Here is a 19,918-nt window from a genome sequence, read left to right on the forward strand (position 1 = left end):
GTGGTCCATCATGGATCACGCGACGTTCGAACGCCATTATGGAGCGCTCCATCGCACTGACGCCTCGCCGCATATCGCCGCGATTGATCTCGCCACGGATCAGCCCGCATTTATAGAAGCGCGCGCGACGGAATTGGGTTTGAAAACGCTGCGAAAAGACGATGCCGTGATTTTGCCCGAGGCGGAAAAGCTGGGCGGCGTTTGCCTTAAATTCACCCCGTCCGCCGTCTGACATGACTGTGCGGATTGACGGCCCAAGCGTTCGGTGCCACCGTTTTGCCATGCAGATCCAGTCACCCGGCCACCTGTCCTCATGAACGCTGATGCGCTCGACCACCGCTTTTTGCGAGAGTTTCTGACGGTTGCGCAGGAGGGCTCCATTCGCCGGGCCGCCGAGAAGCTCAATATCGTGCCCTCGGCGATCAGCCGCAAGCTGGCGGATGCGGAGGCCCGGCTTGGCGTGCAGCTATTTGAGCGCAGCAGCACCGGGATGCAGCTCACCGATGCGGGGCGATTGGTGCTCGATCACGCCAACCATCTGCGTGAAGAGCAGGACTATGTGCTTGATCTTCTGGGGCAATATCGGAACGAGACGCGGCGCGTTGTCCGCCTCGGTGTGGGGGAAGGCTTCGCGGCGGATCTCATGCAGAATGGTCTGCGGCACCTGATGGCGGATTATCCCGGCCTATCTTACGATATCCGCATGGCCGGGACGGATGCGCTCCTGCGCATGGTCGCGGATGGTCAGGTCGATATTTCCCTCGCCTACAACCCGATCCTCGTTCCGGGCACACGCGCGCTCGCGATTGGTCAGCAGCCCCTATGCGCCATCGTGCCGGTGACCTCGCCCTTGATCGGGCGCAGTGACGTCACGCTTTTGGAGCTTCTGGATCAGCCGATGATGATCCTCAACGCGGCGCATGGTATCCGGCAACTCGTCGCGCGCGCCGCCGCCGATCAGGGGCAATCGCTTCATCCCGTTGCGGAGACGGACTCGGTCCTGATGCTCATCCGCTTCGTGACGGCGGGCCTTGGCATTACCTTCCTGCCGCGCTTCGCCGCGACCATTCAGGCCGAGCGCGGAGAGCTGGCGATCATCCCGATCCGCGAACCTCTGTTCCACAGCGCCTCCGCCCACGCGATCGTCCGCGCGCGTCGGCGCTTGCCAAGTTCGGTTGATGCGGTGGCCACGATCTTGGCGCGCAATATGGTGGCCTTTCAGGGCTGACGTGTTGCCCCATTGGCAACGATGCGTGCGCAAAGCTGCCTCTTCCAAGAACGGCAGCCACGCAGGATAGTTGCTCAAACACATGTAGAAGCGGGAGCGAGGCGATCACATGAGCACGCAACAGAAGCGCAAAACCGGTGTGATTGGCCTCGGGTCCATGGGGCTCGGGATGGCGGGCACATTGGTGCGCGAAGGCTTCCCGGTGGTGGCGTTTGATCTCGATGAGAGCCGCGGGCAAATGGCAGCGGAGGCGGGCGCGGCTCTCGCCGCCGATCCGAAGCAGGTTTTTAGCGAGGCCGAGATCGTCGTCTTTTCCCTGCCCGCCGCCAAACATGTGCAGAGCGTGATCGAAGCCTCGGACCTGCTCCATATGAATTGTCCGCGCCGCGTGATCATCGACACGTCGACGTCGGAACCCGGTATCAGCCGCGCGCTGGCCGAGGCGTTGCGCGATAAAGGCCACGGGTTTCTCGACGCGCCGGTGAGCGGCGGGCCGACGGGGGCCGCTGCGGGTCAATTGTCCTTCATGGTCGGCGGCGATGACGCGGCTTTTTCGGAGGCGCAGCCGCAACTCACGGCCATGGGCACCAAGATCCTCCATGTCGGCGCGAGCGGTGCGGGCAATGTGGCGAAATTGGTCAACAACATGCTCGTCGCCTGCCATATGCTGACCACCGCCGAGGGCCTGCGGCTCGCCGAAGCGGCCGGCGTCTCTGCCGAGGAGGCGCTGCGCGTGATCAATGCCGCATCGGGGCGCTCGATGCTGTCCGAGGTGCATTTTCCTGAATGGGTTCTCTCGGAGACATTCTCCAGCGGGTTTTCCAGCGGGCTGATGCGTAAGGATGTGCGTCTCGCGCTGGACCTGGCGAAGGCGGTTCAGACCGATTTGCCGATGGCGCGGCTGGCGCAAAACCTGTGGTCGGAAGAGCGCTCCGGGTTTCCCGACGACGCCGATTTTACCCAACTCGGCAACCCTAAGCTGGGTGTTCAAACAGACAGCGAGGCAAAATAAGATGACCGCGACGAGTGATATCTCCACCGCCGACCGCATCGCGCAACTGATGCAGGAGCTCTGCGGCTTTTCCGATGTTGCGAGCCTTGTGGGCGGCGCGGCCATGGCCGGAACGGGCGACGCGGTGCAGCTATTCGATCCGGCAACGGGGGAGAAAACCGCCGCCTATGCTGACGCGGGAGAGGACGTGATCAACGCCGCCCATGACGCTGCGGCCAAGGCGCAGGCGGAATGGTGGGCGAAAACCGCGTCGGAGCGGGGGCGGATCATGTTTCGTATCGGCCAGAAGATCCGCGAACAGGCGGACGCGCTGGCCGAGCTTGAGGCGTTGTCGGCGGGCCGCATGATCCGCGATGTTTCCGGCGAAGCGATCCGCGTGGCCGAGCAATTCGAATATTACGCAGGCTGGTGCGACAAAATGCATGGCGAGGTCATTCCCGTGCCGACGACGCATCTTAACTACACACGGCATGAGCCCTATGGCACGGTCGTGCAGATCACGCCGTGGAATGCGCCTCTCAACACTTGCGGTTGGCAGGTTGCGCCCGCGATTTGCGCCGGGAATGCCGTGCTGTTGAAGCCTTCGGAGCTCACCCCGCACTCGTCGCTCGTGATCGGCGTGCTATGCGAGCAAGCGGGTGCGCCGAAGGGTCTGGTCAATGTGATCGCAGGGGCGGGCCCGACGGCTGGCCAAGCGGCGATTACCCACCCTCAAACCCGGCTCGTCGTCTTCGTCGGCTCTGCAGCCGCAGGCGCGCGGATCGCCGAGGTCGCTGCGCGCAATGTGGTGCCCTGTATTCTGGAATTGGGCGGAAAATCGGCCAATATCATTTTCGACGATGCCGATATCGACCGCGCCATTCCCGGCGCGCAAGCCGCCATTTTCGGCGCGGCGGGCCAAAGCTGTGTCGCCGGGTCGCGCATTCTGGTGCACCGAAAGATCCATGAAAAATTCGTCGATCTTTACGGCAAAGCGACGGCGACCATTCCGGTGGGGATGCCAATGGACCGCGATGCGCTGATGGGACCGATCAACAACCTGCGCCAATATGAAAAAATTCAGAGCATGGTCACGGCGGCCTCCCGCGAAGGGGGGCGCATTGTGACAGGTGGCGGCAAGCCAGAGGCTTTCGCCGACAGCAACGGATATTTCTATGCCCCGACCGTGATCGACAATGTCCGGCGGGACATGGAAATCGCCAGCGAAGAGGTGTTCGGCCCGGTGGCTGGGGTGACGCCGTTCGACAGCGAGGAGGAAGCGGTCGCGCTCGCCAATGATACGCCTTATGGTTTGGCGGGGGCTGTCTGGACGCAGGATGTCGGGCGCGCGCACCGGGTCGCGGCGCAAGTGCAGGCGGGGACGTTCTGGATCAATTCCTACAAGTCCATCAACGTCATGTCGCCCTTTGGCGGGTTCAAGAAAAGCGGTTATGGGCGATCCTCTGGCCGCGAGGCGCTCGCGGCTTATTCGGTTACCAAAAGCGTGTGGGTCGAAACCTCGGCCACGCCCACCATGAGCTTCAGCTACCATCCGGAATAGAGGCGGATGGCTCGGAACCACGTTTAATCGCGTAACATGCTGACCAAGTTGCGCAAAATCACGGTGCCGGACAGGCTTGGCAGATGATCTGGCCTGCATCGCTGATCGCGATCAGGCTGGTGACGTCCGGAATTTAACGCAACCGTTGAAAAAATATGCGCCCATAGGGCGGTATAATTTGAATCAATTTCTGCGACGGCCTATTGTCCGCAGATGGAATTGTTCATGTTTTGTTCATGCGGCTCTGCGCGCGCCTGTGACCCTTATGGTCAATCGGCTATAAGCGCCGCTGGTGTGGTGATGACTCACCCCTGTCTCTCTTGCTCCGAGGGATGTTTCCATGATTGAAATCAACCCCGAACACCGCCCGGTTGAAGCGCTGCGCAGTAAGGCGCTTGAGGCTGAGGCAAGCGGCTATGCCGAGCTGTGTGTCACCACGAATTTTACCTTTCTGACTGGCGCCTCGCATCCCGAGGAACTCATGACCCGCGCCGCCGAACTCGGCCTGTCGGCCATTGCCATCACCGACCGCAATTCGCTGGCGGGGGTGGTGCGGGCCTATTCGGCGCTGAAAATTTTGGCGGAAAAGGCAGAGGAGTCGGTGCAAATCCGTTCGCAGCATCGGGTCGATAGCTGTTCGCGGCAGGCGATTGGCACGCCGCAGGATATTGCGATGCCGGAGGTGCCGCATCTGCCGAAACTCATCACCGGTTGCCGGTTGGCATTGCGTGACAGCGCGGTCGAATGGTTGGCGCTGCCGACGGATATCACTGCCTATAAACGCCTGACGCGGCTGCTGACTTTGGGGAAACGGCGGGCGGAGAAGGCCGAATGTCATCTCGACCTCAAGGATCTGGTGGAGCATGGCAAGGGCATGATCCTGATCGCCTTGCCGGGGGCGGATATCCCCGAATCTCTCCAGGATATTCAGGCAATCCAACGGAGGTTTCCCGGCTCGACCTTCCTCGGTGCGGCGCCGCGCTATGACGGCTCGGATCAGGGCCATCTCGACGTTTGCGCTGAGCTTGCGCAGCGGTGCAGCGCGCCCATGGTCGCGGTGGGCGATGTGCTGATGCACCGGGCCGCGCGCCGCCCGCTGGCCGATGTGCTGACCTGTATGCGGGAGGGCTGCACGATCGACAATATCGGTCGGCGCGCGCTCCTGAATGCCGAGCGGCGGCTCAAGGGGCGCGCCGATATGGAGCGGGTTTTTTACCGTTATCCGGCGGCGCTGCGGCGCACGCTGGAGATCGCGGCGCGCTGTTCTTTCTCGCTGAGCGAACTTAGCTACCAATATCCCGACGAGATCGCTGAGGGGGGCGAAACCCCCATGGCGCGGCTCACGCGGCTGGCGCAGGAAGGCATGGCGCGGCGTTATCCCGGCGGCGCACCGGAGCGGCCCCGACAGCTCATGGCCAAGGAACTTGCGGTGATCGAAGAGCTTGATTATCCGGCGTATTTTCTCACCGTGTATGACATTGTCCAATATGCCCGCAGCCAAGGCATTCTTTGCCAAGGGCGCGGGTCGGCGGCGAATTCGATCCTCTGCTATTTGCTGGGCATCACGGATGTCTCCCCCGACCAGATCGGCATGGTCTTCGAGCGTTTCGTCTCGCGCCATCGCGGCGAGCCGCCCGATATTGACGTCGATTTTGAGCATGAGCGCCGCGAAGAGGTGATCCAGTGGATTTACCAAAAATACGGCCGCGAGCGGGCCGGGCTTTGCGCCACGGTGATCCATTTCCGCTCCCGCGCGGCGATCCGTGAGGTTGGCAAGGTCATGGGGCTATCGCAAGACGTCACGGCGGGTCTCTCCGGCTCCATCTGGGGTTATTCGAGCAGCGGCCCGGACATGGACCGGGTCCGCGAGCTGGGGCTGAACCCCGAGGATCGACGCCTGTCGCAAACCCTGCATCTGATCGGCCAACTCATCGGCTTCCCGCGCCATCTCTCGCAGCATGTCGGGGGCTTTGTGATCACAAAAGGACGCCTTGATGAACTCTGTCCCATCGAGAACGCGGCGATGGAGGACCGCACCGTTATCGAATGGGACAAGGACGATATCGACGCGCTTGGGATCCTGAAGGTCGATGTGCTGGGCCTTGGGATGTTGACCTGCATTCGCAAGGCGTTTGGTCTGCTGGAAGAGCATGAGCGTCAAGGCTTCACCCTCGCGACCGTTCCTAAAGAAGACCCTGCCACCTATCAGATGCTGCAAGTCGCCGATGCGGTTGGCGTCTTTCAGGTCGAGAGCCGGGCGCAGATGAACTTCCTGCCACGTATGAAGCCGAAGGAGTTTTATGACCTCGTGATCGAGGTGGCCATCGTTCGCCCCGGTCCGATTCAAGGAGGGATGGTCCAGCCCTACATTCGCCGCCGTCAGGGGTTGGAGGAACCAGAACCCTTCGGCCCCGAACTCGAAGCCGTTACCCGCCGCACCCTCGGCGTGCCGCTTTTTCAGGAACAAGCCCTGCAAATCGCCGTGGTCGGGGCGGGCTTTACCGCCGAGGAGGCTGACCAACTGCGCCGCGCGCTGGCCTCCTTCCGCCGCATGGGCACGATTGCCGAGCATAAGGACAAATTTATCAACGGGATGCTGGCGCGCGGCTATAGCCCCGAGATCGCCGAGCGCTGTTTCTCGCAAATCGAGGGCTTTGCCGATTACGGCTTTCCCGAAAGCCACGCGGCGGCCTTTGCGCTCTTGGTCTATGTCTCGGCTTGGCTGAAACGCCACCATCCGGCGGTCTTCGCCTGCGCGCTCTTAAACTCGCAACCCATGGGCTTCTACGCCCCCGCCCAGATCGTCCGCGACGCCCGCGAGCATCAGGTCGAGGTGCGCCCGATCTGCGTCAATCACAGCGCATGGGACAACACGCTGGAGCGCCGCGCCGACGGCACACTCGCCCTGCGGCTTGGGTTCCGGCAGATCAAGGGGTTCAAGGAAGACGATGCCAACTGGATCGCCGCCGCCCGCGGCAATGGCTATCCCGACCCCGAATCCATCTGGCTCCGCGCGGGCATCGTGCCGGGTGTTCTGGAACGCCTCGCCGAAGCCGATGCGTTTTCCTCCATGGGCCTCACCCGCCGCGACGCGCTCTGGCAGGTTCGCGCCATTCGCGGCACCAAACCGCTGCCGCTCTTTAACGACCCCATCGACGGAGAGGCGATCCGCGAGCCCGAGGTCACGCTCCCCGCCATGCATCTGGGCGAAGAGGTGGTTGAGGATTACGTCTCCACCCGCCTCACGCTCCGCGCCCACCCGATGGAACTCCTGCGCCCCTCCATGCCGGGCCTGACCCGCCACGACGCGCTCAAAGATGCGCCGCTTCGCCGCACCACCGTCTGCGGCCTCGTCATCACCCGCCAGCGCCCCGGCACCGCATCTGGCGTGATTTTCCTGACGCTTGAGGATGAAACGGGGGTGAGCAATGTGGTCGTCTGGAATAAAACCTTCAAAAAATTCCGCCGCGCCGTGATGGGCGGGCGGCTTTTGCGCGTCACCGGCAAGCTGCAACGCGAAGGCATTGTCGTGCATCTGATCGCCGAGCGAATCGAGGATGTCTCAGACCGCCTCAGCGCCTTCGGTCACCCGATGGAAGACGCGATCGGCCAGAGGGACGCGAAAACCGACAACGCACCGCGCCCGCTCCCCGCACCGCGTGCAATGCATCCGAGGGATCAGGCGAAACGGCTCTTCCCAAGCCGGGATTTCCACTAGATTAGCCTTCAATCTCGCTCTTCAGCGCCTTGACGACTTGCCGGCCCGGGCCTTGGTAAAGGCTGGCGCATCTCACGGGGCCGAACATAATTTCGAACCGGTCGCTCTCTTCATCATAGCGAAGCGTCAGGATATCTTCGTTGCGATTGAAGAAGTCGCTCGACATATCCAGAAGCGTGATCACGCGCTCGCCCTCCGCATCATGATCGCCAATCACAAAAAGCGCGACCTGCACGTCGCCCTCATCATTGTCGAGAATGGGAGCTTCGACGCGCCCCGTGAAGTCATAAAGCGATTGATCCGTCGCAAGGTCCTGCTCGCTGCGCCACTCCTCAAAATTGCGCCACTCTTCCAGCGGAAGCAGACCAGAGGGAAACACATCAATCCACTCCGGGGCGGAAAGATGGGGGAGCGGATGCCCGCTTGCTTTGACCTCGAAGGGTGCGGCAAAGCGATAGCGCACCCGGCCTCCATTTTGATGCTTGTAGAGGTTCTGCAGCGCGGCAGGGAGGCCGAATGTGGTGAATCCCCACGTCTCGACAAAGGCCTCGACCGCGTCTTCTGACACGCCGTCCCGCTCCGGATCATCGAACCAGAAAGTCGTGACATCCGACTCTCTCGAACTGAGGCGCGCGTCGCCAATATCGTCGCGCTCTTCGAATTTCGGAATGCCAAAGCGGCGCAGGCGTTTGAGGAAATTTTCAACAGCTGGAAAGGAGATTATTTCTTCCGGAATGTCGAGATCCTCAATCGCCAAAACAGACGGCGCATCGCCGCCGCGATAATCCACCAGAAGCGCGCTATCGAAAGCCGCTGAAAGGACGATCAGCTTCTCCGGTTCTTCGTAAAGATCACGTCAAGGGGTGCGATTGTCGACGAAATCGAGGCGATCCGATAGCGTCGCAAGGGAGATGATGTGGTCGAGTTTCAGCAGTTGACCGCATGACACATAAGGTCCCTTGGGGAAGACTCGCAGAGGCGCGCCGCCATCCTCGGACACCGCCACACTGTAAATTGAAGTGCCGCCATTTGCAGCCTTGTAGAAAGGCAGAAGCGAGTCCGGCAGGGTCACGCCGAGTTTTTCACCCGCCTTTGCCCAGTCCTTATCGGACACGCCCGGACCTGTATTCCCATTTTCCCAGAAACGATCCGCATCCAACGGATTTGGCGGCGTGCCGAAAGCCACTTCCTGCTCTTCGGCATCATCGTAGCCATAGTCGAAATCAACTTCACGCAACGCGGCCATGAAGACATCAAAACTGTCAAAGTGCAGGAGCTCGAGATCGTCTCCATTGTGATCGAAAAGAACCACACCGGGTTCGCTCCCACCCCGATAATCCAACGCCGTTCCATAGCCCGTGCCCGCCGCAATGACGACGAGCTTTTCCGAGTCAGGCAGCCAGTCGTCTTTCAAGCTCGGATCGTCATATTCCGGGTTAAAATACTCCATATAACTTGTGTGCAAGGTCCTCAGGTACGCCAGCGGCACGAGTTCGTCATAGTCATGTGCAAATGCAGTGACCCAGTTTTCATTTGTGTGGGGGGCATCTTCATATTTTGGAACGAAATAGGTGGGGAGCGAACCCCCGTCCTGCATTTTGTAAAGTGCGCGTAAAGTTTCCGGGAAACGCACCCCGAGACGATCTTCCGCCGCCGCAATCATCGCCTCACTCGCTCTTTTGGGCGCGCGTTTCGGCTTTTCGCCCTTATGATCGACAATATCCTTCAACGCAGTTTGGGTGTAATTCATCCGGCTATAGTGCCAGCCGGAGAAAAAATTCTCTGTCGTGATCGCCTGCGGCAAGACATCGAAATCGACCTTTGCATCGTCTTTGGAAGAAACGTCAGATCCACCAATGACGGACGAGAAAAATCCTTGCTCGTTGTAGGCAATCCAGAAACTCAGGGGGATCATGATGAGCGCGAAGCCTGCGATGGTCAAAACATCCTGCGTTTCGAGCGACGGTGCCATTTCGCGCGTCCCGAATATGCTGCCCAAGCCAGCGCCGATGAGATAGAAGAACCCGGCCAGAAGACACTGAATGACAAATGTGCCCGGCACGGCTTTGATCAGTCGGGAAACGGCATCTGGACCGGTGAGGAAGGTCCAAGCCCCCATTTTGCCCAGGATATAGAGCGGCACATAGGCCGCGCCCAAGATCGGGATCACCCATGGATTGCGGAAAAACCAGCCGAAAAGTATCGGAAGGAGGATGACGCAAACACCCATGATCGAGCGCAATATTTTCGAATTCATGACCCACCTGAAAATGAAACCCGAATCTTTTCATAAACCGGGGCGTCGCTTATTTATAGAGTGAGAATTTAGATTATAATCAACGCATATGTCGCAGCGCCCGGACTATCTGTATCCCTTGCAAACGGACCTCCCGCCGCTCGATGCGCTCTTCGCGGAGGCGGTGGAACAATTCCGATATCACAGCGCTCCGACGGTTCTCTGTTCTCAATGCTATACCCCGGAGGTGCAGGAGCGCATCCGCCGCACTGCGCGCCTTGCGCAAAAAGGGGAGGCGCCAAAGCCTGAAGATTATGTGCAGATTTACTCCGAGCATCCGAATTGCTCAGGCGGCGTCGAGACGCTGAAACTTTTCATGCCCTATGGCGTCCGTGATTTTTTAACGGGCAAACCACCCGGCGATTCTAGCGGCTTCTCATACGAAGAGATCTTGGAGAGTCTCGTGCGGTCCGGCTTCTGGTTCTGGCCTGAGGAACTGAAGGCGCCGTTGCGTCTGATCAGTCAGCGTCTTTTCTGGGATTGGTTTGAAAGCGGGTCTTTCTCTTGGCCTGCCCCTGACTATCAAAAGGACGATCATCTTGGGCCGGGCGACGATATCTTGACCCTCGCGACGCTGTGCCAGATCGATCCCTATGCGCTTGTCGAGGCGCTGAGCACGTTGCACACACCGCAGGCGGATGATGTTTGCGCAAGTGTTTTGACATTTTCTGCGGATGCTTGCGTCTATGTCGCGGCAGATCTGTCCGACGATGCTGCGCCCTATCAAAGCGCGTCGAAGGCGATCGCAACGACGCTGCGTGCCCGCGAGGCGCAGGGGTTTCTGGATGTCATCACACCCGACTGGCTCGACGACGCGTATTTTCGCAATGCGGAGACATATCCGCGGCTTGCCAAATCCATCTCAGACTTTGCGCTTTATTTCGATAGCCATTCGATCTCGAGACAAACTGCGGCGCAGCAGCCCTGTCTTGTGACATGGCCCGATTTACCGACGATTTGAGACGACGACTTTAAACGACGTTTCCGTAGCGGATTGGTGCAGAACCTCACTCCGCCGAAGCAAACAACGCCCTCACCGCATCGCTCGCAGGAGCATCGCGTAGCACGTCCGGGGTGTCGAATTGCACGATGCGGCCGTGGTCCATGACGGCGATTTTGTCGGCGAGGGCGCAGGCTTCGCTGCGGTCGTGGGTGACCATGATGGCGCCGACGCCGGCCTTGCGTTGCAGGGCGCGGACTTCGTCGCGGAGGGAGTGGCGGACTTGGGCGTCGAGCGCGGAGAACGGTTCGTCCATCAACAAAAGCTGCGGGTCGATGGCGAGGGCGCGGGCCATGGCGACGCGCTGGCGCTGGCCGCCGGAGAGTTGCGCAGGATAGCGGTCGGCGAGATCCGGGAGTTCGACCATCTCCAGCAGCGCCGTGACACGGCGGTCGATTTCCGCGCCTTTCGGGCGGCGTTTGCCGTCCATCACCTTGAGGCCGAAGGCGATATTCTGGGCCACGGTCATGTGGCGGAAGAGAGCATAGCTTTGGAACACCATACCGAATTGGCGCTTGCCGGCGGGTAGGCGGGTGATGTCCTGACCGTCGAGCAGGAGCTGCCCCTGATCGGCATGGGCGAGGCCCGCGATGATGTTGAGCAGCGTCGTTTTGCCGGAGCCGGACGGGCCGAGCAGGGCGACGAATTCGCCTGCCTCGACGGTCAGCGAGACCCCTTTGAGGACATCGGTGTTCTCGAAGGATTTGTGAATGTCGATCGCCTGAAAGGTCATGAATGGGCCTCTTTCCTTGGGCCGAAACGGGTCAGCACGCTGCGCAGAACCAGGGTCACGAAGGCGAGCGCGGCGAGGACCGTGGCGGCGGCGAATGCGCCGGTGGCGTTGTAATCGTTGTACATCAGCTCGATCTGGAGCGGCAGGGTCATGGTGCGGCCCCGGATCGCGCCGGAGACCACGCTGACCGCGCCGAACTCACCCATGGCGCGGGCCATGGTGAGGACGGTGCCGTAGGCGAGGCCCCATGAGATATTTGGCATGACGACATGGCGGAACACCTGCCAGCCATTGGCGCCGAGGGTGAGGGCGGCTTTTTCCTCTTCCTCGCCGGTGACTTGGAGGACCGGCAGGATCTCCCGCATCACGAAGGGGCAGGTGACGAAGAGCGAGACCAAAACGATGCCGATGAGGTTGAACATGAGCTGAATGCCGAAGGGTTCCAGCGCCGCGCCGACGGGGCCGTACGCGCCATAAATCAGCAGGAAGGCGAGGCCCGCCACGATGGGGGACATGGCGAAGGGCAGCTCGATCAGGATGAGCAGCACACGGCGGCCCCAGAAGCGGTAGCGCGCGATCAGCCATGCGGCGGCGACGCCGAAGATGATGTTGACCGGCACGACGATCAGCGCGGCGATCACCGTGAGGCGGATCGCGGCGAGTGTTTCGGGATCGGTGATGGCGGTGAGATAGGCGCCGACGCCCTCGGCAAAGGCGCGGTCGAAAATGGCGATCACGGGCATGAGGACCATGACCGCGAGAAAGAGGATCGCCAGCGTGATGAGGATGGGTTTGGCCATATTACGCCCCCACCCGCAGATAGGATTGCAGGCGGTTCTGCATCACGTTGATCGCGACGAGCAGCACCAGCGAAAGGGCGAGCAACGTGCCCGCGACGGCGGCGGCAGCGGGATAGTCGAACTCGTCGAGGCGGATCAGGATGAGCAGCGAGGCGATCTCGGTTTCATAGGGCAGGTTGCCCGCGATGAAGATGACCGCGCCAAACTCGCCGAGCGAACGGACGAAGGAGAGGCCGATACCGGTGAGGATCGAGGGCAGAAGCGGGCGCAGCAGCACGCGGAAGAACATTTGCGGGCCGGTTGCGCCCAAGGTGAGCGCGGCGGCCTCTTCGGCGGGGTCCAATTCTTCGATGGCGGGCTGGATGGCGCGCACGGCGAAGGGGATCGAGGTGAAGGCCATCGCGATCACGATGCCCCACCATGTATAGGCGATCTGGATGCCGAGTGGGTCCAAGAGTTGTCCAACCCAGCCCGAGCGGTCGTAAAGCGCCACGAGGGCGATCCCGGCAACGGCGGTCGGAAGCGCGAAGGGCAGATCGACCAGTGCATCCATGATGCCGCGTCCGGGGAAGCGGTAACGGGTCAGCACCCAGGCGAGGATGAGGCCGAAGACGCCGTTGAGGAGCGTCGCCGCGAGGGCTGCGGTGATGGTGATCCGCAGCGCGGCCAGCACCCGGTCCGATGACATGATCCGCAGATAATCGCCCGGCCCAAGCTGTGCGAGTTGCCAGAGAAGCCCACTCAGCGGCAGCAGCACGATCAGGCACAGAAACAGCACCGTGATCCCCAGAGACAGGGAAAATCCCGGCAGGATGCGAGGGCTGCGGCGCGTCAGGGCGGCGGTCATGCGGATCGGTCCATCAAAGATGCCCCCGGCGCGAGGACGCGCGAGGGGCGGGGTTCAGCTTTGCGAAAGATCAGTTTCGCTGGATCTGGTCAAGCGTGCCGCCATCGCTGAAATGCGTTTCCTGCGCTTCCTGCCAGCTTCCGAACACATCCTCGACGGTCAGCAGCTCCACTTCGGGGAATTGATCGGCGGTGGCTTCCACCACCGTTTCGTCATGGACGCGGTTGTTGAAAGACGCAATGATTTCCTGCGCTTCTGTGCTGTAGAGGAAGTTAAGATAAGCTTCCGCCACATCCGTCGTGCCGCGCTCTTCGGCGACCTTGCGGACCATAGCGACCGGGAATTCCGCCAGCAGCGAGACTTCCGGGACCACGCGCTCGTACTCGCCTTCCGGCTCGGCGGCGCGGATGTTTTCCACTTCGGCTTCGAAGGTGATCAGCACATCGCCGATGCCGCGCTCGACAAAGCTTGTGGTCGCGCCGCGCCCGCCGGTGTCGAACACGGCGACATTGTTCAGCACCTTGCCGACGAATTCGCGTGCCTGCGCGTCGTCACCCTCAAACGCATCGAGCGCATAGGCATAGGCCGCGAGATAGGTGTAGCGCGCATTGCCGCTGGTTTTGGGGTTGGGGAACACGATGGACACGTCTTCCCGCGCCAGATCGTCCCAATCCTCGATGCCTTTCGGGTTGCCACCGCGCACAAGGAAGGCCGGAAGCGAGTAATAGGGCGAGGCGTTGTTCGGCAGATCCTGCTGCCAGTCCTCATCGACAAAGCCGTTTTCCGCGAGGATCTGCACGTCGAGCACCTGATTGAAGGTCACGAGATCCGCCTTCAGCCCCTGCAGGATCGCGCGGGCCTGTTTTGAGGAGCCAGCATGGCTCTGCTCGATGGTGAGCGTTTCGCCGGACTCGCCCTCCCAGTTTTCGATGAAAACCGGGTTCAGCGCGGCGTAAAGCTCGCGGGCAATGTCATAGGACACATTGAGCATGTCGCGCTCTTGGGCGTTCGCGGGCGCCGACAGACCGGCAAGCGCGATGGCGGCAACGCCAAGGCTGCGGTTCAGGCGGCGGGAGAATTGGAATAGAGCCATGATCTGGTCCCCTTTGTTCCGATGGGTCTTACGCTGCAAATGGTCCATTTGTTCGCCAAATTGCAATATCTTTGCGGATGATAGGGAGAAAATTCGGGTTATCCGGTGGCCCGTGGGCCAGAATTTTGCTTTCCACGCGGCGCGGCGTCCATTCTGGAGCCGGACCCTCGGTGCGGGCGCGGCTCACACCTTGCTCGGCGCTTTACCATATTCCTTTTTGAACAAGCGCGAGAATTCGCTGGAGCAGGGATTCCATTCCGGGCTTCCAAGCGTAGGCGCTCTGACAGATGCGTGCGTGATCGAGCCGCTCGGGATAGGCCACACCAGCTTCGGCCCGGCAAATGGCACTCCGGCGGGGCGGGGCTGTTTTCGACAGCCGATGACTATGTCCGGTTCACCACGATGCTGGCGCAATCTGGGCGGTTTGAGGGCACGCAGATCCTGCAACCCGAGAGCTTCGCCCTGATGACCCGCGACCACCTGCCGTCCGATGTCGACTATGGCGACTATACCTCGGCCTTGGGCATCACGGCGCCATGGCCTGAAAACGGGCTAAGCTTCGGCCTTGGCCTTGCCGTGCGTACCGAAAAAACGCTTCATATTCCTGGCGGTGTTGGTGAAATGTTGTGGCCGGGGGTCTCCGGCGCGAATTTCTGGGTCGATCCGGCGAACGCGCTCAGCGTCGTCTTTCTGACCCACGCGCCAGAGCATCGCGCCGCGCATCGCGTGGGTCTGCGCAACGCGATTTATGCCGGGTTGAGATAGGGGGAAGATCATGAGTTTTAACCAGATTGCCGTGCTTGGGGCCGGGACCATCGGCGCAAGTTGGGCCGCACTGTTCGCCGCTTCGGGGCGCGATGTGTGCGTTTACGATCCCGATGCGGGCGCGCCCGATCGCGTGCGGGCGCTGGTCGAAACGGTCGCGCCGACCTTGCGGGAATTGGGGTGGGCTGAGGCGGGCAAGAGCGACAGGCTCACCTTCACCGACGATCCGGTGAAGGCAGTCCAAGGCGCAGAGTTCATTCAGGAAAGCGTCCCGGAGCGGCTGGAGATCAAACACGCGCTTTACGCCCAGATCGAGCCGCATCTGGCGGAAGACGCGATCATCGGCAGCTCCACCTCGGGCCTGACCCTTTCGGATATGCAGCGCGGCTTTGCCGAGCCGGGTCGCCTTATTCTGGCGCATCCGTTCAACCCGCCGCATCTGATCCCGCTGGTGGAAATCATGGGCAATGAGCGCACCCTCGACGGGGTTCTGGACCGTGCGCAAGCGTTCTACGAGTCCCTTGGCAAGGTCTGCGTGCGCCTCCATCGCGAAATTCCCGGCCATATCGCCAACCGCCTGCAAGCCGCGATTTGGCGCGAAACCGTGCATCTGGTGATGGAGGGCGTCGCCAGTCTCGAAGATGTGGACAAGGCGGTCACCTATGGGCCGGGTCTGCGCTGGGCCGCGATGGGGCCGAACACGCTCTTTCACTTGGGCGGCGGCGCGGGCGGGATTCGCGGCTTTTGCGACCATCTTGGCGCGCCGTTTCAAAGCTGGTGGAATGACCTCGGCAAACCCGATCTCGATCCCGCCACTGTGGACGCGCTGGAGCGCGGGGTTAGCGAGGCGACGGACGGGATTTCACAGGAAGATCTCGCCGCGAAACGCGACGCGCTGGTGCTGCAATATGTGAAAGCCGCTATGGCGGCGCGGAACGGCGGATCACATGCATAGAAAGAGACCGCAGGCGCTCTGGTCCGCAGTTTCGTTTCGCTCTCCCGACTTAACGCAGCGCCTTAACGTCCGAGAGATCCGGCGCGATGCGGATCATTTTCGACAATTGCCATTGCTGCGCGTCTGGCCCGACGAGCGGGCGGCCAATCAGCGCGGCGGGCGTGCTGGTCGCGGCGCGCAGCGCGTCGTCCAAGGGGATGCCGACGGTCTCCACCATCACGCGGATGGCGGTGGTCAGGTCGAGATCCGCCCCGGCGAGTGTGCCATTCGGCAAGGTTAGGACGCCGTTTTTGCGGCTGATCCTGCGGTCAGTGAGGGTGAAACTGGTCTCGTCCGTCCCGGCCACGGCCATCGCGTCGCTGACGAGGAAAATCCGTCCCGGCCCGCGCTTCGCGGCCCATGCGGTGCGGATGGATTCCGGGTGGACATGGACCGTGTCGGCGATCAGTCCCGCCGAGGCCGCGCCATCGGCGAGGGCCGCGCCGACCAGCCCCGGCTCACGGTTGCCAAGCTGGCTCATGGCGTTGAAAAGATGGGTCACGCAGCGCGCACCGGCGGCGAAATAGCGGCGACAGGTGGCGTAATCCGCGTCGCTGTGGCCGAGCGAGACGATCACGCCCGCGCTGGCCATGGCGCGCACCTGATCCTCGGTGACATTCTCGGGCGCGATGGTGACTTTCAGCGCCGGAAGCGCTTGCGCTGCGGTCAAAATGGCGTCCAGATCCGCCGCCTCCATGGGCCGGATCAGCGCCGGATCATGCGCCCCTTTGCGGGCGATAGAGAGATGCGGGCCTTCGAGATGCAGACCGGCGATGCCGCACACCCCCTCGGCCACCGCATCGGTTGCGGCGGCAATGGCGGCGCGGGTTTTCTCCGCAGTGTCGGTGATCAGCGTCGGGAGCAGCGCCTTCACGCCAAGGCGGCGATGCGCGGCCGCGATCCGGCGCAGCACATCCACGCTCGGATCATCGTTGAACATCACGCCGTCGCCGCCATTGACCTGCAGGTCAAAATAGCCGGGCGTCAGAATACCCCCCGCAAGATCAATGATCTCACCATCACCGTCGAGCTTCTCCGCAGGGCGGAGCGCCGTGGCGCGGCCATGCTCGAAGCGGAGCGCAACCCCGTCCCGCAGGCGGTTTCCGTCGAAAATCCGCCCGTTGTGAAACGTCACACTGTCCCGGCTCATACGGTTTCGGTCACCTTGTTGAGATGGCGCGGCGTGTCCGGGTCGATCCCGCGGCGCACGGCGACGGATTCGACCATGCCGTAGAAGGACACGATGGCGGCGATCGGGTCGGTCAGCCAATGGGCGGTGCGGACATGCGGCAGCGTCGCGGCGCTGGTGACCTTGTCGGTCAGGGCGAATACATTCGCGCCCTTGAAGGCCAGCGCGTCGGCGGTTTTGGCGATACCTTCCTCGGCCACATCTCCGGCGGCGAAGGCGATGACCGGGAAGCCCTCATCGACGATGGAAACCGGGCCGTGCAGCACTTCGGCGGAGGAGTAGCTTTCCGCGTGAATGAGGCAGGTTTCCTTGAATTTCAACGCCGCTTCGCTGGAAATCGGCCAGGACGGCCCGCGCCCGAGGGTGAAGAGCGACTGCCCGTTCATGGCCTCGGCGGCTGCTGACCAGTCACATTTTGTGGCCTCTTCGAGATAGCCCGGCAGCGCCTTGATGGCTGCGATCAGCTCGGCATCCTGCTTGATTTCGGCGAGGAGCCACAGCCCGGCGACGAGCGAGGTCACGAAAGTCTTGGTCGCCGCGACGCTGAGTTCCGGCCCGGCATGGATCGGCAGGGTCGTGTCGGCGGCGGCGGCGAGACGGGACTCGCCGTTATTGGTGATCGCGACGGTCAGCGCGCCCTGGCGGCGCAGACTTTCGGTCATGCTCACGATGTCCGGGCTCTGGCCTGATTGCGAGATGGAGATGCCGAGCGCGCCTTTCGCGTCCAGATCCACGCCGTAAACCGAGTTCACCGACGGGCCGACCGAGGCCATGGGGCGCTTCAGGATCAGCTCGCTGGTATATTTGAGATAGGCGCAGGCGTGGTCCGACGAGCCGCGCGCGACGGAAATGAGAAAGCGCGGATCGAGCTCGCGTGCCCGTGCGGCGCTGGAGGTTATCGCCGTTTCGCCCTGCGTCAGCAGGCGCTCAACCGCGCTCGGGATTTCAAAGATTTCTTCACGCATTTTGGTGGTGGTCATGAAAATAGCCTTTCGTTAAAGGCGCAGCTCGGCCACGAAGTCGTAGGCGTCGCCGCGATAAAGGGAGCGGGTGAGTTCGGCGATACGCCCGCTTTCGAGAAATGAGGTGCGTTCGATATTGAGGCCCGCCGCGCCTTCGGCGACGCCCAAAAGTTCCGCCTCCCGCGCCTCCAGATTGATTGCCGAGATCTTCTGAAGCGCATGGACGGGGCGGTTGCCGGCGCGGGCCAGCACTTCGTAAAGCGAGGTGGTCACTTCGGTGGGGTTCGGGAGAATGTCGAGGGGCAGCGACGCCCGCTCCAGCGCAATGGGCCGCCCGCCCGCTTCGCGCAAACGATAGATGCGCGAGACCTGCGCGCCCTCGTCGAGATTGAGGAGCCGCGCCTCATCGGCGGTCGGCTTGAAAATGCCGCGCTCCAGCCAGCGCGAGGTGGTTTCCATCCCGCGATTGGACATGTCCTCGGTGAAAGAGGTGAGTTGCGAGAGCGTTTGCTCGATCCGCGTCACCTGCTCGCGCACGAAAGAGCCGGAGCCCTGCCGCTGCTCAATCAGCCCTTCGCGGACCAGTTCCTGAATGGCCTTGCGCACGGTGACGCGCGACAGATCGGTGATCTCCGCCAGCTCGCGCTCCGGGGGGAGCGACGTGTTCGCCGTCAGAATTTCGCGCTCGATCGCCTCTTTCAACCGCCGACGAAGCTGCACATAGCGCGGGCCGCCGCTCTCGGTGAGCCAGTGTTCCGGGCGGAGGAAGTCAACGATGTGCATAGGCAGGCTCCTTGGCAAAATCGCGCGCGAGGGCAATCGCGCCAACCAACGGCTCGCCCTCGGGATAGACGACGCTCTCTTTCATCTTTGCCGGGAGATAGGGCGCGAAATGCGGCCCGATCCCGCCGGTGAGACAAATCGCGTCGCCCTCTGTCCAGCCCAGTTTCGGCAGGCTGTCGATGATCTCCAGCGCGCCCTTATGCATGATGTCGCGGGCGAGCGCGTCGCCATGAGCGGCGCAATCGGTCACGCGGCGGGCCAGCTCGCCAAAATCCGCGGGCCGCGCGGTGCGGGCGAAGCGGATGATGCCGGACGCATCGCCGAAATCTTTCAGCAAACGCTCGGTCAGCGGGGAGGGGGCGATATGGCCGTCCACGCTCCGCAAGGTCGCCTTGAGCGCCGCGCGACCGATCCAGTGGGCGGAGGCTTCATCCCCCAGCACCGGACCCCAGCCCCCGGCGAACCGCGCCGCGCCTTTTTGCTGCGCCGCATAGAAAGAGCCGGTGCCGCAATGGGCGATGAACCCGTCCTTCTCGCCGAGCGCGCCGCGCAGGGCCGCGGGCCGATCATCCGCGATTCGCATTTTGTGGAAGGGCAGGGCGGCGCGCAAACGGTCCGCCATTTTCGGCTCGCTGACGCCCGCCAGCCCGATAAAGGCCGGCAGCGCGGCGAGCGTGTCGACCGGCCAATTCAGTTGCGTTGCGAGACCGTTAAGGCCCCGTAAAACTTCATGAACAGCACCCTCGAAATCGGTGGAGATATTCGCGGAGCCGGTCTCGCTCAGGACGATTTTATCGCCCTTGGAGATTGCGATGCGGCAGCGTGTGCCGCCGCCATCGATGGCAAGAACTGAGATGTCTTGAGAATGTTCCATGGATATAACCATTAGCATACCCATAGGGAGAAAGAAATACCTAAAAGATACCAAATATAAGATATTTCAAGGGTTTTAACCTAA

The 19,918-nt window shown here is 62.0% G+C and carries 18 protein-coding genes; 8 read left to right on the plus strand and 10 right to left on the minus strand.

Going from position 1 to position 19,918, the window contains the following annotated elements; all coding sequences use genetic code 11:
- Window positions 1-10: 10 nt before the first annotated feature.
- From ACMA5I_RS04375 to ACMA5I_RS04395, 5 genes are all read left to right on the plus strand, one after another.
- On the plus strand, window positions 11-232 hold the full coding sequence (locus ACMA5I_RS04375; protein ID WP_525885016.1) for a hypothetical protein: 222 nt from the start codon (window positions 11-13) through the stop codon (window positions 230-232).
- Between the two features lie 81 nt (window positions 233-313).
- Entirely contained in the window at window positions 314-1,228 is a 915-nt protein-coding gene (locus ACMA5I_RS04380; protein WP_525885017.1) for a LysR family transcriptional regulator, read from the plus strand.
- A 109-nt stretch (window positions 1,229-1,337) separates the two neighbouring features.
- Window positions 1,338-2,240 (plus strand): NAD(P)-dependent oxidoreductase, encoded by a 903-nt coding sequence (locus tag ACMA5I_RS04385; protein ID WP_525885018.1) that lies wholly within the window; start codon window positions 1,338-1,340, stop codon window positions 2,238-2,240.
- 1 nt (window position 2,241) lies between these two features.
- Entirely contained in the window at window positions 2,242-3,780 is a 1,539-nt protein-coding gene (locus ACMA5I_RS04390; protein WP_525885019.1) for an aldehyde dehydrogenase family protein, read from the plus strand.
- Window positions 3,781-4,120: 340 nt separating this feature from the next.
- Window positions 4,121-7,498, plus strand: coding sequence for a DNA polymerase III subunit alpha (locus ACMA5I_RS04395; protein ID WP_525885020.1), 3,378 nt, complete (start codon window positions 4,121-4,123; stop codon window positions 7,496-7,498).
- 1 nt (window position 7,499) lies between these two features.
- On the opposite strand, the gene ACMA5I_RS04400 is transcribed toward ACMA5I_RS04395, so the two are convergent.
- Window positions 7,500-8,288, minus strand: a complete 789-nt coding sequence (locus ACMA5I_RS04400; RefSeq protein WP_525885021.1) for a hypothetical protein — start codon at window positions 8,286-8,288, stop codon at window positions 7,500-7,502.
- A gap of 66 nt (window positions 8,289-8,354) precedes the next feature.
- Window positions 8,355-9,755, minus strand: coding sequence for an SMI1/KNR4 family protein (locus ACMA5I_RS04405; protein WP_525885022.1), 1,401 nt, complete (start codon window positions 9,753-9,755; stop codon window positions 8,355-8,357).
- Between the two features lie 226 nt (window positions 9,756-9,981).
- Here ACMA5I_RS04405 and ACMA5I_RS04410 point away from each other — a divergent pair, with 226 nt between their 5' ends.
- Window positions 9,982-10,755 (plus strand): hypothetical protein, encoded by a 774-nt coding sequence (locus tag ACMA5I_RS04410; RefSeq protein ID WP_525885023.1) that lies wholly within the window; start codon window positions 9,982-9,984, stop codon window positions 10,753-10,755.
- Window positions 10,756-10,801: 46 nt separating this feature from the next.
- Here the strand turns inward: ACMA5I_RS04410 and ACMA5I_RS04415 are convergent, their stop codons facing one another.
- The 4 genes from ACMA5I_RS04415 to cysP all read right to left on the minus strand — a co-directional run bounded on the left by ACMA5I_RS04415 (window position 10,802) and on the right by cysP (window position 14,267).
- A complete protein-coding gene (locus ACMA5I_RS04415) occupies window positions 10,802-11,527 on the minus strand; it encodes an ABC transporter ATP-binding protein (RefSeq protein WP_525885024.1) in 726 nt (241 codons plus the stop codon).
- Window positions 11,524-12,327 carry a sulfate ABC transporter permease subunit CysW gene (gene cysW / locus ACMA5I_RS04420; protein WP_525885025.1) on the minus strand — a complete coding sequence of 268 codons (804 nt, stop codon included), beginning with the start codon at window positions 12,325-12,327 and terminating at the stop codon, window positions 11,524-11,526. Before cysW ends, ACMA5I_RS04415 begins: the two co-directional genes overlap by 4 nt.
- A gap of 1 nt (window position 12,328) precedes the next feature.
- Window positions 12,329-13,174 (minus strand): sulfate ABC transporter permease subunit CysT, encoded by an 846-nt coding sequence (cysT, locus tag ACMA5I_RS04425; RefSeq protein ID WP_525885026.1) that lies wholly within the window; start codon window positions 13,172-13,174, stop codon window positions 12,329-12,331.
- Window positions 13,175-13,244: 70 nt separating this feature from the next.
- Window positions 13,245-14,267 (minus strand): thiosulfate ABC transporter substrate-binding protein CysP, encoded by a 1,023-nt coding sequence (gene cysP / locus ACMA5I_RS04430; protein ID WP_525885027.1) that lies wholly within the window; start codon window positions 14,265-14,267, stop codon window positions 13,245-13,247.
- Between the two features lie 105 nt (window positions 14,268-14,372).
- On the opposite strand from cysP, the gene ACMA5I_RS04435 reads away from it, so the two are divergent.
- Both ACMA5I_RS04435 and ACMA5I_RS04440 read left to right on the plus strand, forming a co-directional pair.
- Window positions 14,373-15,032: a serine hydrolase gene (locus ACMA5I_RS04435; protein WP_525885028.1), complete on the plus strand. Its 660-nt coding sequence runs from the start codon at window positions 14,373-14,375 to the stop codon at window positions 15,030-15,032.
- Window positions 15,033-15,042: 10 nt separating this feature from the next.
- On the plus strand, window positions 15,043-15,987 hold the full coding sequence (locus ACMA5I_RS04440; protein ID WP_525885029.1) for a 3-hydroxyacyl-CoA dehydrogenase family protein: 945 nt from the start codon (window positions 15,043-15,045) through the stop codon (window positions 15,985-15,987).
- A gap of 49 nt (window positions 15,988-16,036) precedes the next feature.
- Here the strand turns inward: ACMA5I_RS04440 and nagA are convergent, their stop codons facing one another.
- The 4 genes from nagA to ACMA5I_RS04460 are packed head-to-tail and all read right to left on the minus strand — an operon-like array spanning window position 16,037 to window position 19,834.
- On the minus strand, window positions 16,037-17,176 hold the full coding sequence (nagA, locus tag ACMA5I_RS04445) for an N-acetylglucosamine-6-phosphate deacetylase (RefSeq protein ID WP_525885030.1): 1,140 nt from the start codon (window positions 17,174-17,176) through the stop codon (window positions 16,037-16,039).
- Complete coding sequence (locus ACMA5I_RS04450; protein ID WP_525885031.1) at window positions 17,173-18,195, minus strand: SIS domain-containing protein; 1,023 nt, start codon at window positions 18,193-18,195, stop codon at window positions 17,173-17,175. Before ACMA5I_RS04450 ends, nagA begins: the two co-directional genes overlap by 4 nt.
- Before the next feature lie 15 nt (window positions 18,196-18,210).
- Window positions 18,211-18,960 (minus strand): GntR family transcriptional regulator, encoded by a 750-nt coding sequence (locus ACMA5I_RS04455; RefSeq protein ID WP_525885032.1) that lies wholly within the window; start codon window positions 18,958-18,960, stop codon window positions 18,211-18,213.
- The gene (locus ACMA5I_RS04460) at window positions 18,947-19,834 is read right to left on the minus strand and encodes a glucosamine kinase nucleotide-binding domain-containing protein (RefSeq protein ID WP_525885033.1); all 888 of its coding nucleotides are present in this window, start codon (window positions 19,832-19,834) and stop codon (window positions 18,947-18,949) included. The genes ACMA5I_RS04455 and ACMA5I_RS04460 overlap by 14 nt, the downstream gene beginning before the upstream one ends.
- Between the last annotated feature and the right edge of the window lie 84 nt (window positions 19,835-19,918).

Origin of the sequence: Jujubicoccus corallicola (assembly GCF_047345645.1) — a bacterium.
Classification (GTDB): domain Bacteria; phylum Pseudomonadota; class Alphaproteobacteria; order Rhodobacterales; family Rhodobacteraceae; genus JBLEFH01.